Origin of the sequence: Pseudomonas sp. SG-MS2 (genome assembly GCF_009933855.1) — a bacterium.
GTDB lineage: Bacteria > Pseudomonadota > Gammaproteobacteria > Pseudomonadales > Pseudomonadaceae > Aquipseudomonas > Aquipseudomonas putida_E.
Genome location: NZ_MOMO01000050.1, coordinates 1 through 13802, shown reverse-complemented (window position 1 = coordinate 13802; position 13802 = coordinate 1). Strand labels below are relative to the sequence as shown.

Annotated in this window: 13 protein-coding genes; 5 read left to right on the top strand and 8 right to left on the bottom strand. The window is 56.9% G+C overall.

Features of this window, described 5'->3' with window-relative positions:
• Positions 1-21: 21 nt before the first annotated feature.
• From tssC to BLX42_RS03755, 4 genes are all read right to left on the bottom strand, one after another.
• Positions 22-1524: a type VI secretion system contractile sheath large subunit gene (gene tssC / locus BLX42_RS03770; protein WP_012314369.1), complete on the bottom strand. Its 1503-nt coding sequence runs from the start codon at positions 1522-1524 to the stop codon at positions 22-24.
• Positions 1525-1538: 14 nt separating this feature from the next.
• Entirely contained in the window at positions 1539-2072 is a 534-nt protein-coding gene (gene tssB, locus BLX42_RS03765; protein ID WP_012314370.1) for a type VI secretion system contractile sheath small subunit, read from the bottom strand.
• Between the two features lie 62 nt (positions 2073-2134).
• Positions 2135-2884 (bottom strand): hypothetical protein, encoded by a 750-nt coding sequence (locus BLX42_RS03760; protein ID WP_012314371.1) that lies wholly within the window; start codon positions 2882-2884, stop codon positions 2135-2137.
• Between the two features lie 547 nt (positions 2885-3431).
• Entirely contained in the window at positions 3432-3983 is a 552-nt protein-coding gene (locus tag BLX42_RS03755) for a hypothetical protein (protein WP_161871177.1), read from the bottom strand.
• Positions 3984-4113: 130 nt separating this feature from the next.
• On the opposite strand from BLX42_RS03755, the gene tri1 reads away from it, so the two are divergent.
• The gene (tri1, locus tag BLX42_RS03750; RefSeq protein ID WP_177010402.1) at positions 4114-5229 is read left to right on the top strand and encodes an ADP-ribosylarginine hydrolase Tri1; all 1116 of its coding nucleotides are present in this window, start codon (positions 4114-4116) and stop codon (positions 5227-5229) included.
• A 566-nt stretch (positions 5230-5795) separates the two neighbouring features.
• Here tri1 and BLX42_RS03745 read toward each other — a convergent pair.
• The 4 genes from BLX42_RS03745 to BLX42_RS03730 form a co-directional block, all read right to left on the bottom strand.
• Positions 5796-6167, bottom strand: coding sequence for a hypothetical protein (locus tag BLX42_RS03745; protein WP_161871175.1), 372 nt, complete (start codon positions 6165-6167; stop codon positions 5796-5798).
• A 985-nt stretch (positions 6168-7152) separates the two neighbouring features.
• A complete protein-coding gene (locus BLX42_RS03740) occupies positions 7153-8250 on the bottom strand; it encodes an IS630 family transposase (RefSeq protein ID WP_161871174.1) in 1098 nt (365 codons plus the stop codon).
• Positions 8251-8321: 71 nt separating this feature from the next.
• Complete coding sequence (locus tag BLX42_RS03735; protein WP_161871173.1) at positions 8322-8876, bottom strand: hypothetical protein; 555 nt, start codon at positions 8874-8876, stop codon at positions 8322-8324.
• Complete coding sequence (locus BLX42_RS03730; protein ID WP_161871172.1) at positions 8876-9883, bottom strand: hypothetical protein; 1008 nt, start codon at positions 9881-9883, stop codon at positions 8876-8878. Before BLX42_RS03730 ends, BLX42_RS03735 begins: the two co-directional genes overlap by 1 nt.
• Positions 9884-10075: 192 nt before the next feature.
• Between BLX42_RS03730 and tssI the strand changes: the two genes are divergently transcribed.
• The 4 genes from tssI to BLX42_RS03710 form a co-directional block, all read left to right on the top strand.
• A complete protein-coding gene (gene tssI, locus BLX42_RS03725; RefSeq protein WP_161871171.1) occupies positions 10076-11929 on the top strand; it encodes a type VI secretion system tip protein TssI/VgrG in 1854 nt (617 codons plus the stop codon).
• 10 nt (positions 11930-11939) lie between these two features.
• Positions 11940-12524, top strand: coding sequence for a DcrB-related protein (locus tag BLX42_RS03720; RefSeq protein ID WP_039602379.1), 585 nt, complete (start codon positions 11940-11942; stop codon positions 12522-12524).
• 36 nt (positions 12525-12560) lie between these two features.
• Positions 12561-13028 (top strand): DcrB-related protein, encoded by a 468-nt coding sequence (locus BLX42_RS03715; RefSeq protein WP_039602378.1) that lies wholly within the window; start codon positions 12561-12563, stop codon positions 13026-13028.
• A gap of 6 nt (positions 13029-13034) precedes the next feature.
• Positions 13035-13802, top strand: a 768-nt coding sequence (locus tag BLX42_RS03710) for a PAAR domain-containing protein (RefSeq protein WP_178110719.1), incomplete at its 3' end; no start/stop codon positions are given.

The window sequence follows — 13802 nt, the reverse complement described above, 5'->3', positions numbered from 1 at the left end:
ATCCTTGAACACGCAGGCCGGTCAGCCGCGAGCGCCTTGCGGCAGCTCTGCGACCAGGCGCAGCGAAGCGGTCAGTTCGTCGAGCTGGTAGTGCGGGCGCAGGTAGGTCACGGCCTTGTACACACCTGGCTTGCCTGGCACCTCGAACACTTCGGCACGGGCTTCGCGCAGCGGGAACTTGGCCTTGGCTTCCTGGCTGGCAGTGTCGTCAAGCAGCACATAGCTGGCCAGCCACTGGTTGAGGAAACGCTCGACGTCCATGCGCGAGGCGAAGCTGCCAATCTTGTCGCGCATGATCGCCTTCATGTAGTGGGCAATGCGCGAGGTGGCGAAGATGTACTGCAGCTGCGCCGACAGGCGTGCGTTGGCATTGGCGATGTCGGTGTTGTACTGCTTCTGCTTCTGCGCCGACTGGGTGCCGAAGAACGCGGCGTAGTCGGTACCTTTGCAGTGCACCAGCGGGATGAAGCCAAGGTCCGACAGCTCTTTTTCACGGCGGTCGGTGATGGCGATCTCAGTTGGGCATTTGAGGGCAATTTCGCCGTCATCGGTCTTGAAGGTGTGGGTTGGCAGGCCTTCTACCAGGCCGCCACCTTCGACACCGCGGATGGCCACGCACCAGCCGTAACGCGAGAAGGCATCGGTGACGCGGGTGCCCAGGGCGTAGGCGGCGTTCATCCACAGGTACTTGTTGTGGTCACGGCCGTCGACGCTTTCGACGAAGTTGAATTCTTCCACCGGGGTGGTATCAGGGCCATATGGCAGGCGGCCGAGCACGTGCGGCAGGGTCAGGCCGACATAGCGCGAGTCCTCCGAGGCGCGGAACGACTTCCATTTGGCGTATTCGACCGTGTCGAAGATTTTCGCCAGGTCACGCGGGCCGGACATGTCGGTGAATGAGTCCCAGCCAAACAGCTCGGGCGATGCGGCCGAGATGAATGGCGCATGGGCCGCAGCGGCCACGTGCGAGATCTCTTCGAGCAGGTACATGTCTTCGGGGTTGCGGTTGAATTCGTAGTCACCGATCAGCATGCCGAACGGGGCGCCACCGAAGGTGCCGTACTCTTCTTCGTATACCTTCTTGAACAGCGCGCTCTGGTCGAATTCGCTGGCGGCCTTGAGGTCGCGCACCAGGTCCTTCTTCGAGGCGTTGAGCAGGTGGATCTTCAGCGTGGTGCTGGTTTCGGTCTGGTCGACCTGGTACTTCAGGCCGCGCCAGGAGGCTTCCAGCTGCTGGAATTCGCGGGCGTGCATGATCTCGTTCATCTGCTCGGAGAGCATCGAGTCGATCTCGGCGATGCGCGCGTCGAGCACGGCGATCAGGTCCTTGCTCGGGGTCATCTCGCCCTCGAGCACCTGGTTGACCAGCTCACCGATCAGGTCACGGGTGCGGTTGCGCTCGGTGTCGGAGCGGGCCACACGGCTTTGCGAAATGATGCTGTCGAGCAGCGAGGCCTGCGGGGCGAAGGTTTCCACCTCGACCAGGTCGGTGTCCTGTTGTGGCAGTGTTTGCTTGTCGGTCATCGTCTGGCTCCTGCTTACTCTTTGCCATCGGCGGCGGGTACGGCGGCTTCGCGACCGAATTCCTTGCCCAGGGTTTTCAGCTTCTCGGTGTTCTGCAGCACGTCCATCAGCAGCTCTTCGAGCTTGTCGTTGCCGCCCATCTTGTTACGCAGGTCGGCCAGCTTGTTGCGCACTTCCAAAAGCTTGCGCAGTGGCTCGACTTGCTTCACCACGTTCTGTGGCTCGAAGTCTTCCATGCTGTTGAAGTTCAGTTCCACGCCCAGCTGGGTGCCGTTTTTGGCCAGGGTGTTGTCGACGCGGTAGGTCAGGCGCGGCTTGATGCCTTTGAGCACGCCGTTGAAATTGTCGCGGTCGATGAAGACGAACTTGCGGTCCTTGAGCTTGGGCAAGGGCTCCAGCGGGTTGCCGGAAAAATCGCCCAGCACGCCAACGACAAAGGGCAGCTCCTTTTTCTCGATCGCATCACCGATGTCCACGTCGTAAGTGATGTGAACCCGCGGCGCGCGAACGCGGTCGAGTTTGTGCTGGGTACTTTCCTTCTTCGCCATCGTGTTCTCCAGTGCGAGCAATTCGCTGCGAATCATGGCGCGGCCCGGCGGGGGCCTGCGCGTTACAGTCCTTCGATCGTCAGCAGCAGGCGCTGACGGATTTCGTCGTTCATTTCCAGAATGTTGTCGCGGCCCACCAGCTCTTCGAAACTGGTGTTGCCGGCAATTTGCGTGCTGCTACGGATGACCGAATCGTCGGGAAGTTCCGAACGCACCGGCGAGCTGATGACGCAGAAGGGCAGGTCACCCATGCCCTTGAGGCGTTCGAAGCTCAAGCCAAAGCGCAGGCCTTCGAACAGGCGGCCAAGGCCAGGCGACTTGCTCAGGCAGTAGAACAGCACCAGGTAGTGCACCACGAAGCGGTACAGCTCGGCGCTGCTGCGGTTGGGGTCGTGGATGACATTGCGAAAGCGCGCCAGCTCGAAGCCCTGAAAGCCCACGACCCAGCGCACCGGGCTGGTGATGCGGATGACCTGGCCGCTGGGGACCAGGGCCTTGTCGTATTCCAGGGGGAACAGTTCGGGGGTGGTGCTGATGAGGTTGAGCGGCACTTCCAGCTCGCTGACCAGCTGGAAGGGCGCGGCCGAGCCGATGCGCTCGTAGAGTTCGATAAGCGACTGGAAGTGGCCCTGGGTTTCGCGCCCGCTGCTGCGTTGCGCCCCCTGCAGGTATTCACCGAACAGCGTTTGCGGACGGATCAGCGGCGCCGCGGTGGCGAGGTAATCGGCCGCCTGCGCCTTGAGCGCATCGGAGATTGCCCGCGTTTGGCTACGCAGCTTGATCAGTGCTTCGACATCAAACGTCTGTGTCATCGGTACATCGTCCATGAGCCTTTTTGAATCGTCCTGATACGCCGCTGGCGTGGACTGGAAACTCGGTACTGGCACATGAATATCGTGTTGCCAGTAATGCCGTGTAGGGCACCCCGCGTTGGAAGAAGTTCCTGCGGCGGCCGCGATTTTTTCGTTGTTTGTGACGCGGCGCAATGATGTCGCATTGATATCGAGCAGTGGTTTTGGGTGCGTAAAATCAGGGCTTGGGCCCGTGGGGAAGGGGTTTGAGGCGTGGGAAAACAGCTGAAAAGGATATTGGAAAATATTTTTCAAAAGGTGAAGCAGGTCGCATTTCTGGTTGGGTCGGGCGGTGATGCAAGGGCTTTACGGCGGGCCTTCCAATGATGGCAATGCGACGGAATACGCCGCATGTAGCGGCGGATGGAGTGGGTTCAAGATCCAGGAGCCGGCATTATTTGAGCTGCGTGTTTGACAGGGGGACTGGCACGGGCTGCGCCCGTGATCGCCGGCAAAGCCGGTGCCATCCCCCCTCGATCGTGTCGTTCGGCGGCAGGTTGGGGCGTTGCTACCTACCGTCCACCTGGACGCAAATAGTCTTGTTCCCGACAACTTTGCATGGCCAATGGTCGTTGATGTAGGAATCGGGCGTAAAGCATATGCGCTCATCGTTCACCCAGAACATCTGCCATGCGGAGCCTGAAATACGGAGCTTTGGGCAAGACCAGTAGCCCTTCGCAGAGAGTGTGGCCGTGGTCGCAATGATCATGGCCGGGGCAGCGCAGCACATTATCGCGAACATCAACTGCAACGACCGGATTTCGAACGTGTGAAGCCTGGACTTTTTGGGCGGGTCGAATTTCTGACCGGTCCATGCCGCGAAGGCGCAGACAACGAGCGAGTAGGGCGTCCCCGGAATCGCCGCGAGTACGAAAAAATTCATGAGCGGCGTTTCCACAACGGGTGCATTTCTGTAGAGGCGGCCATACAGCGGCAGCAGTTCGGCCCACAGTACGTAGAACGCAAGTGCGCACACCGCTAGCATGCACGGCGCAAAGCCGATGGCCACGCAGCGAAAGAGCAGCGGGGATCTGACATGGAGTTCGGGATGAGATTTCATGATGACGTCAGCGTTCCTTGCTGTGCTTGATCGTTGGTTATGCCAGATCCTGTCTGGAGCTGTTGTCAGGGGCTGACCAGGTCAGCAAAATGGGCCGATGGATGAGAGTAAGCCTTTGCAAGGAGCCAGCATGATCGACCTGAGAAGTCCGGACGCAGTCCTGAGCGAGTACGCCCAGCGCTACATCGACCTGGTCCCCGACGTATCCCCCCAGTTACAGCAGCGCATGGAGTACATATACGATCCAGACGCGCCCATATTGCCACGCATCAAGCCAGCCTGGCTTAGCGACAGGCCTTGCACGCTTTCACGCGAACAAGCACTCGACCGCGCACAGGGCGCACTGCTGGGCCTGGCAATCGGTGATGCGGTGGGGACCACACTGGAGTTTCAGCGCCGCGGTCAGGGCCAGGTTACAGACATGGTCGGTGGTGGCCCATTCCGGCTGGCGCCCGGCCAGTGGACCGACGATACCAGCATGGCGCTGTGCCTGGCAGATACTTACGAGGCCAAGGGCAGGTTCGATTTCGCGACTTTTGCAGACGCACTGGTGCGTTGGTACCGCCAGGGCGAGAACAGCGTCAATGGGCGCTGTTTCGACATCGGCAATGTCACTCGGCGCGCGCTCGAAGGGTGGGAAACTGAGGGGCTTGCTTGGCAAGGGAATGCCGAGCCCTCGGCTGCTGGCAACGGTTCGTTGATCAGGCTTGCGCCCACTGCCATTTTTCGGCGCCACTCGCTCTCGGCGACTTGGGGAGAAAGTGCCACGCAGAGCACGGTCACACACAGCGCTCCCGAAGTGCTGCAGTGCTGTAGCCTGTTCGGCGCACAGTTGCATCTGGCACTCAATGGCGCCGACAAACACGAGGCGTTGGCAGCCAAAGTGCGCCCGCTGAAGTCTCGGCCGCGGATCATCAATGCCGGCGAATACAAGCTCAAGTCACGAGAGCAGATTCGCTCTTCCGGCTATGTGGTCGACACCCTAGAAGCAGCGCTCTGGGCGGTTTGGCACACCGACAATTTCAAGGATGCGATTCTGCTCGCGGCCAACCTTGCCGACGATGCCGACAGCGTGGCCGCCACGGCGGGGCAGTTGGCAGGTGCCTTATATGGGGTGTCGGGAATGCCGCCCGAGTGGGTAGCCAAGGTGGCCTGGTCGCAGCGTATATGTCACTTGGCAAGGCACTTGTTTGAGCATTCGCCGGCAACTGACGAACTCGATGAGTTGGTGTATGACGACAACTGATGTTCAAGCCTTCCTATGGTGAACGGCTGGCGGCACGGGATCTCGCGCTACCACGTTGAGGTACGAATCACTACCAGGTTTGCTGCTTTGGACAAGGGGGCTTCGGGGTGTTGCTCAACACCCGGATAGGAGTGTCATTTGCAACCCCGCTGTTGATGATCAGGCAAAATACTTTAGAAATAGTCTTATGTTTACCACGGATAGATTTTTTGCAAAAATTTTTGTCGGTCTGGATGCTGACCGTGATAGTCGCCGTGCTTATGATCGGTGTGACTCCAAATTTTTCGCTATACCGGCCGTCGGTGTGATGATAGCGATGACATTGTGGTGCATAAACTGTACTTATCGCAGTGAACACTAGCGGCCACGTATTCCACCCGCCAGGAGTGCGTCCGAGTTGGTGGGAACTTTTGTTTGAAACCGCCATGAATTGCAGCATGCTACTTTTGCCAGGCCGGTAATATGCCAATCCGTACGCCACCAACGCCAGCGCGGTGGTAGCCAAGCCAAGAGCAAGTGCGGGCCCTGCATCCAGGCAATCGTGCCCGAGGGGCCTCAGGCTTTCGCTACTCGTCCATGTTAATGCAAAGTTTTTTGCCGTCTATATTTTTGCAGGGCCATCGATTTTCGGTATAGCTGTCCGGTTTAAAACAAAAGCCGGGATGGTTTACCCAGTACGTCTGCCATGCCGATCCCGATTTTCTGAGTTGCGGGCAGGTTGTATAGTCTAATGCGTTGAGTGCAATTGTCGTGCTGATAGCAGTGAGTGGTGCAAGGCCTATGAGTGAATAGACTGAGGCCTTCATCAGGCCTGTCTGAAGTTTCGCAAGCGCGGATTTTTCCGGTGGATCATATCGTTTGCCTGTCCATATGGCGAATGCGCTGGCTACTGTACAGGCAAGCATAACGGGTGGTGCCATGATGAGGCCGAAAGCCATGTACGGGACCTCGATGGCCGATGCGCGACGCCACATTTGTCCATATATTGGCAGGACATGTGTAATCAACCAGTACGTAGCGAACACCCCTACTGTCGCACAGAGCAAAAGTGTCAAGGCAGCGAGTAGTCTGAACTTAATAGAGGCAAATGTCGGGTTGTTAGAATTCATTTCCAATGCTCAGAGCTTGGGGGGGATCATGGTCAGATCAGAGAGAGTCAGCGCTTGGCCATTGCGCCTGAAGCTAGGCGAGTGGGTCGACTATACGAGTACGGCGCTTTGCTTGGCAGCGACCTGCGATGACGAGTACCGGCCCGATTATGCGGTGCGCGAACTGTTCTTGCGCAGAGCATTAGCCCTCCGGAGCTTCGTAGCCCATCTCCAGAATTAGTTACCGACCCTCAAATTGTACGCATACATTTTTATCCCCGATACGCTTGCATGGTTGGTTGTCGTCAGTGTAGGAGTCAGGTTTGAAGCAGTACCGCGCATCGTTCACCCAATACACTTTCCACGCCGACCCGGAGATCAGCAATTTTTGACATGGCGTGTATCCCTTCGCCCATAAGCCTAGCGTTACAAGTATCGCCAATGCCGGGGCTATACAAATCATTGACCATAGTGTCAATTTATAAGATTGATACTGGAATCGGTAAAGGCGAGAGTTGATGGGCGGGTCAAATTTTTTGGCGCGCCAGCATGCGTAAGCGGAGGTTATGATAAGTATGGGGCTAACGGTGCACATCGCAATGAGCATAAACCCCAAATAAGGCGTGACTACAATGGGTGTATCTGTAAACAGACTGCCGAATAACGGCAGTATGTCGCTTGCAAGCCAGCGGGCTGAAAGGAAGCCTAAAGCGGCGGTCAAGAGGCAGGTAATAAAAGCCGCGAAGCGGAAGAGGCATGGGGACCGCTCGTGAAATTCATAGGGTTTATGTGTGGTCATTGTTGGAACTTTGGTCGGTTGGAATTTGGGAGCATCCTAGTGTCCTGTCTCAGATAAAACGTTCTCTTTGTTCTCGCGTGCCATAGCCTCTCGGGCCCTCTGGATCTTGCGCAAGATATCTTCACCTTTCGCGCTCCAGACGTACCGACAGGGCTGAGCGTTGTGCAGCGCTAAAAACGCGGTAATGGAACTGGCCAGCTCGCGTGTGGAACTGAAGCTGCCGTCACGCAGGTAAACGGTGATATCCCGGAAGAAGCGCTCAACCATGTTCATCCAGGAGCTTGAGGTCGGGGTGAAGTGCATATGGAAGCGCGGATGGCGCTTGAGCCACTCCTTGACAACGGGGTGCTTGTGGGTGGCGTAGTTATCCACGATCAAATGCAGTTGCAGCGTTTTCGGCGTTTCCCTGTTGATCTTCTTCAGGAAGGCCAGCCACTCCTGATGTCGGTGCTGTGTTTCGATGCTGCTGATCAGCCGGCCTTGCAGATAGTCCATGGCGGCGAACAACGTGAGTGTGCCGTGGCGGACATAGTCATGGGTTTGCGTGCGTATGTGGCCGATGCCCAATGGCAAGCCTGGTTGCGTGCGTTGCAGCGCTTGAACTTGGCTCTTTTCATCGCAGCAGAGCACCAACGCCTTATCCGGTGGCGCAAGGTACAGTCCGATGACGTCCCAGAATTTCTCTTCGATCTGAGGATCATTGGACAGCTTGAAGGTACGTGTGAGGTGCGGCTTGATGTCGTTGGCAGCCCAGATCCGCTGAACGCTGGCCGGAGAAATACCCGCGACACGCGCCATGCTACGGCAGCTCCAACGAGGCTGACCGATACGCGGTTGGGTGACTTGCTCAAGTGTTCGCTTCAAGGCTTCGGCAGGTAATGATGGCTTGCGACCTCGTCCCGGCAGATCCACCAGTCCTTCTAGACGTAGTGCCTGGAAACGCTTGCACCAGCGAGTAACGGAAACAAGGGAGAGCCCCGTCAGTTCGGCGATTTCTTTACGTGAATGACCTTGAACGGCCAACAGAATCACGCGTGCTCGGCGACCGTCGCGTTGGCTAATAGTGGCCGAGCGAACCCGCCGGCTCAGCTCGACCTGCTCATCATCACTGAGCACGATGTCTTGAGAGTTCATGGCTTCACCCAATATCCCGGTTGACGATGGAAGCTTAGCTCAAATGGAATATTTATTTTTGAGACAAGACACTAGCGCCCGTCGACCTGAACGCAGACCTCTTTGCCGTCCACCACCTTGCATGGCCAATTGTCGTTAATATAATGATCAGGTTTAAAGCACACATGCTCATCATTTACCCAGAATATCTGCCAAGATGAACCTGAAATTAGGAGCTTAGGGCACGGCGTGTAGCCGCGTAAAAAAAGGATGAGCGTGGTAATTAGAATTGTCGATGGGACCACATAGATGAGGGTTTTAAACGACAAATTGAACATTCTATTTTGAAAATTAAATAATCGGCTGCCGGGTGTGGGGTCAAACTTTGCGCCGCTCCAGATACATACGGCCATGGCCACAAGGCCGATGATTATCGTTGGGGGAGCCATCAGCAGGCCAAAAGCAAGAAAGGGTGTCTCAACTACAGGTGCGTTACGGTAAAGTCGCCCATAGATTGGCAATAAATGATTCCAGAAAGAATATATTGTTAAGGCGGCTGCTAGTATAAGTGCGATTGCAAAGCCGAGCGCAAGTAATCGGAGTTGATTCGGTGGTAAAATAGTTGAGGGTGATGATTTGCTTTTCATCAAAAAATCCTTGGGAGATCAAGGTTGGGTATAGATGGCATTCTTGGGGCGCTTGGCCAGTTAGGAAGATTAAGTCCGTCAAGGTTTGTTTTACGGATTACCCAGTCTTTTGCTTCTTTGTATATGCCATCGGCAATGGATGCAGCAATGTCGGCGACTGTCTGTTCTGCGTATCGCTGGAGGTCAGTCGAGTTGATTTCTCTAATCTTGTCGCTGAAGTATTCAATGTGGTCTGTAGCATAACGCAGTCCAGCCTTCACAGAATTTTTAATTCCAAAATGGTTATCAAGCACGTTCAGTCCAATACCGACAACAAATACAAAAACCGCACCGAAGGCAAGTGGGGCAGCGGCTGATGTTATGAGCAAGCCGGCTACCACACCAGCTGCATATCCCACCGCGGTTGCAATGCCGGCTTTGACTAATTCGACACCGACAGCGCCAAAGAGATCGGTCCAAATCCGTTCGTCGCTGTACAACCATTCAGCGACTTCGACTCCTACCGCGACCCAACAGGAAAGTTTAAAACCCTTGACTGTGGAGCCGCGAATACCATATTTTCCGATACCCATGTCCACCAATTTTGCGTTTCCGATTTTATAGCGAGTGCCTTTCAATCGGTTGCGTAGACCCGGGTAACCGGTGAGTATCAAATATTCAATCCCGTTTTTTGTGGAGATACGGACCTTGGTGCCCCAGCCGCCAATATCTCTGAGCAATATTGCGATACTTCTAGCATCATTAGCCGCCATCATCGTTGGGACCCCCCAGTTTGTGTTCACGAGAGGGTGTGCCGTAGCGCCGTATCCAGCACTGATAGTGGACTTGGCGCTGTCGAGGAAATTTGATACCGACCGGGAGCACAATTGGGGTGGTTGCGTACCACTTTCACCCCTTCGCTGGTGAGAATGCCGGCGGAAATAGTCCATCGTCATGACAACCATCTCTCGGTGGTTTTCATCTAATGAACAATCCAATTGATTAAGCATGTTCTCGTTAATGTACACGGCGAGCTCTCCCTGATTCGCTGCAGATGGCCTCATGGTCAGCGTGGCAGCGTACACCGACCATGTGTCGACGGGCAAATTCCGCGGCCTTGCGCTTGTGACTGGTAGTGGTGGCGCTAAGCCATCATTTGACAGCCTTGCTCGAGAACGTTTTCATTATGAGATTTCCAGCTTGATGCAGGATGCATTGATATGATTACGGATGCCCTCGAGTCGATGCTTAGTCAGCATCAACGCTTGTTCACCTTCGATTCTCCTCTGCCCCCCGAGCAGGAACTGCAACTGCTGAGCTTCTCCGGACGCGAGGCGATCTCGGAGCTTTTCAGCTTTCAGGTCGAGCTCATTTCCCAGGATGCGCGTATTGCGCTTAAAACGCTCATCGGCAAAAAGGTCACGATGGGGATTGCGTTGGCTGATGGCGATACGCGATACATCAGTGCGCACGTGTCGGATTTCGTTCATACCGGCGCCGACGGAGGCATTGCCAATTACAGCGCGGAGCTGGTCCCGTGGCTCTGGATTCTCAGTCGGCGCCGCGATTCTCGGATTTTCCAGGACAAGACCACTGAGCAAATAGTCAAGGAAGTCTTCGCTTACTACTTGACTTTAGCTGACTATGAATTCCGCCTAAGCAAACCGCTTAAGCCGATCAGCTACTGTACTCAGTATCAGGAATCGGACTTGAACTTCGTGTTGAGATTGCTCGAGCAGGAGGGATTGTTTTTTACCTTCCAGCACAGCAATGAATCCCACCGGATGATCATCAGCGATGACAGCAGTGTTCTTCCGCAACTCGAGCGGCAGCCGCGGATCCGCTACCACAGTGCATCAGTAACTGAAACTGATGATTCGATCACAAGTTGGTCCTCCGCGCGTAGCTTCCAGCCAACGCGATTGGCGCTGAAGTCGTTCGACTATAAGCAGCCGGGCAATCCTCATCTTGTTCAGCTGAACTCTGTAAGCCAGCAGGGGGATGTGGGCAACTATGAAGTTTTCGAATATGAAGGCTTGTATGGATACGCTGACGCTGAGGAGGGGATGCGTAAAGCACGTCATCGCCTCGAAGCTATGGAGGTCAATGGCAAAACCTTTAATGGCGAAAGTAATTGCCGAGCATTGGAGCCCGGGAAGTATTTTGAGCTGAATCAGCACTATGATCATGATCTTGATAGTCCAGATGATCGCCAGTTCCTTATTCTCTCTGTTAATCATTGGGGCCTGAACAACTACTCAAGCGATGGCGAGGCTGGTTACCGCAACGGATTCACCTGCATCCGGCGCAAGATCACATACCGTCCAACGTTAAATTCACCTCGCTCTGCCATTACTGGTCCCCAAACAGCCATCGTCGTCGGCCCGCCCGGCGAAGAGATCTATACCGACGAACTGGGGCGGGTGAAGTTGCAGTTCCACTGGGACCGCAACGGCGAGTTCAACGACCAGAGCTCCTGCTGGGTACGCGTCGCCCAGTCCGGTGCCAGCGGCGGCTTCGGCAGCATTTTGATCCCCCGCGTCGGCGACGAAGTGGTGGTGGTGTTCCTCGACGGCAACCCCGACCGCCCGCTGATCATGGGCAGCCTGTACAACAGCAGCAACACCCCGCCCTGGTCGTTGCCGGCGAACAAGACCCAGAGTGGCTTCCTGACCCGCTCGATGAAAGGCGACGGCGGTACCGCGAACTTCTTCCGCTTCGAAGACAAGGCCGGCGCCGAGCAGATCATCATGCACGCCGAGCGCAACATGGACACCGAGATCGAGCTGGATGAGACCCATGATGTGGGGAACAACCGGACGATCACGGTGGGGGGCGCACACACTGAGACCATCAAGGACAACACGGTGGTCAACGTCAAGGAAGGGTCATACACCCTGCAGGTAGATAACCAGTTCATTCAGGTGGGCGCCAAGCAGCACATCATCCTCCAGGTAGGGGAAAGCAGCATCAAGTTGACGCCGGAAGGCATAGAAATCAAAGGCAAGGTCATTACCACGACCAGTACCGATACCACGCAGATCACCGGCGCGGCAGTGCGGATCAACGACTGAGGGCAGGCCGATGTACAAACCCTCCATCTACGACCGCATTTCTGCCAAGCGTGAAGCGCAGCAAGAGGCCGCGCGCCTCGCCGAGCTGGCCGAGCTTGCGGCCAACCCTGAGCCAGTGCCAGAGCCCGAACCGGTGCCTGTCGCCTTGCAGGACGTTACCAGCAGCTTCACCTTCGGTGGCTTCAATCTGGCGTTCCCGACGGCTTATCGATTCCGTGATATCCAGACCACCCTCGAGCATGAAGGTGAACCGGTCACGCTCAACATTCGCCGCCGTGATGTGCGGGCCAGGCAAACCTTGGAGCAACTGTTCGACGCCGCGATCCAGGCCTTGCGCGAAATGAACCCGCAGTTGCGGGTGATTCGCCAGCAAGATTGCCGCGTCGCGGGTAACCCGGCCAAGGCCGTGGACTTTCATTTCAACGCTGGGCACGAAACCCGGCACGGTCGCCTGGTGGGGGCGCTGGTACCTGTTACCGGCAGCGACAATCTGCAATGGCTGGACATTTCTTGCGTGATCGACCCGACCAAGCCTGGCCTGAGCCTGTGGCTCGCCGACTTTGACCGCATGCTCGATGGCCTGGCACTGCGCTGACCCATCCCCAATTTTGCTATCAGGAATTTTTATCGCATGGACTATGAGTTGCAAGAAGGCGGGATCTCGCTGCCGGACGGGTTTGATGACCGCACTGTAAACATGTTCGTTCTCGGTGCCAGTGTGCCAGCGCCCTTGAGCATCACCATTTCGCGCGACACGCTGTTGCCCGACGAAGCACTGCAGGCTTACGTCGATCGACAGATCAAGATGCTCACGTCCAAGCTGCGCGGATACACGCGCATGGGCAACAAAGCCGTTGCGCTGTCGACCACCGCACCTATCCCAGGCATCCAGATCGACGCTTACTACATGAACCAGGGCCGCCCGCTGTATCAGCGCCAGGCAGCCTTCCTGATCAGCCCCGGGCGTGCGCTGATCTTCTCGACCACCGCACAGGCAGATTTCAGCCCTCAGCAGAACGAGGACTGGGCAAACCTGCTGGCCAGCTTCACCCCGCGCAACCCCGTCGTGACCAGCGCCGAGCCCGGCGAGCAGGAGTAACCCCTCATGTTCGAAGCGGCCAGGTTCGGCGACGATATTTCGCACACTAGCGCTCTGGGGGGCTTCCTGATCGGGGCTGCCCTGGGCATCGCGCTGGTGGCCACGGTGGCCATCGCCACCTTCACCTGCGGGTTCGGCGTGGCCTTGCTCGCCGGCATGGCGGCCGGTATCGGAGGCAGCTTGCTGACCGCGGCCGGGGAGGCGATAGGCAGTATGTTCTCATCCCCCTCAGGGACGATAACCACTGCCTCACCCAACGTCTTCATCAACAGCCGCAAGGCCGCGCGGGTCGAGAAAAGCATCGGTGCCTGTGACAAGCACCCAGGGCCCGTACAGATCGCCGAAGGCTCGACCAACGTCTTCATCAACAGCGTGGCGGCGGCCCGCAAGGGCGACAAGTTGACCTGCGGGGCGACCATCTCCGGCGGCTCGGACAACGTCATCATCGGCGGGGGTACATTCCGCTATCTGCCGGTGGACGACGAAATCCCCAAATGGCTGCGCACGACCGTAGACGTGCTGATGGCCGTTGCCGGTGCCGCCGGCGGTATCGCCCAGCTGATCAAGGCCGGCACCCAGGCCGGCATGAAAGCCGTCATGCCCTGCGCCCTGAAGTTCACCGCAGGCTTTGTAGCCGGCGAAGTCGCCAGCCGCTACGTAGTTGAACCGGTAGCGCAGCGGGCCATGGGCGCCCTGACCGGTAACCCGGTAGACCTGACCACCGGCCGCAAACTCATCCCCGACGAAATCGACTTCAGCCTGCCCGGCCTGATG

Excerpts from the sequence above, each read along its gene's own strand:
- tssC (WP_012314369.1), bottom strand. The coding sequence starts at position 1,524 with ATGACCGACAAGCAAACACTGCCACAACAGGACACCGACCTGGTCGAG.
- tssB (WP_012314370.1), bottom strand. The coding sequence starts at position 2,072 with ATGGCGAAGAAGGAAAGTACCCAGCACAAACTCGACCGCGTTCGCGCG.
- BLX42_RS03760 (WP_012314371.1), bottom strand. The coding sequence starts at position 2,884 with ATGACACAGACGTTTGATGTCGAAGCACTGATCAAGCTGCGTAGCCAA.
- BLX42_RS03755 (WP_161871177.1), bottom strand. The coding sequence starts at position 3,983 with ATGAAATCTCATCCCGAACTCCATGTCAGATCCCCGCTGCTCTTTCGC.
- tri1 (WP_177010402.1), top strand. The coding sequence starts at position 4,114 with ATGATCGACCTGAGAAGTCCGGACGCAGTCCTGAGCGAGTACGCCCAG.
- BLX42_RS03745 (WP_161871175.1), bottom strand. The coding sequence starts at position 6,167 with ATGGCTTTCGGCCTCATCATGGCACCACCCGTTATGCTTGCCTGTACA.
- BLX42_RS03740 (WP_161871174.1), bottom strand. The coding sequence starts at position 8,250 with ATGAACTCTCAAGACATCGTGCTCAGTGATGATGAGCAGGTCGAGCTG.
- BLX42_RS03735 (WP_161871173.1), bottom strand. The coding sequence starts at position 8,876 with ATGAAAAGCAAATCATCACCCTCAACTATTTTACCACCGAATCAACTC.
- tssI (WP_161871171.1), top strand. The coding sequence starts at position 10,076 with ATGATTACGGATGCCCTCGAGTCGATGCTTAGTCAGCATCAACGCTTG.
- BLX42_RS03720 (WP_039602379.1), top strand. The coding sequence starts at position 11,940 with ATGTACAAACCCTCCATCTACGACCGCATTTCTGCCAAGCGTGAAGCG.
- BLX42_RS03715 (WP_039602378.1), top strand. The coding sequence starts at position 12,561 with ATGGACTATGAGTTGCAAGAAGGCGGGATCTCGCTGCCGGACGGGTTT.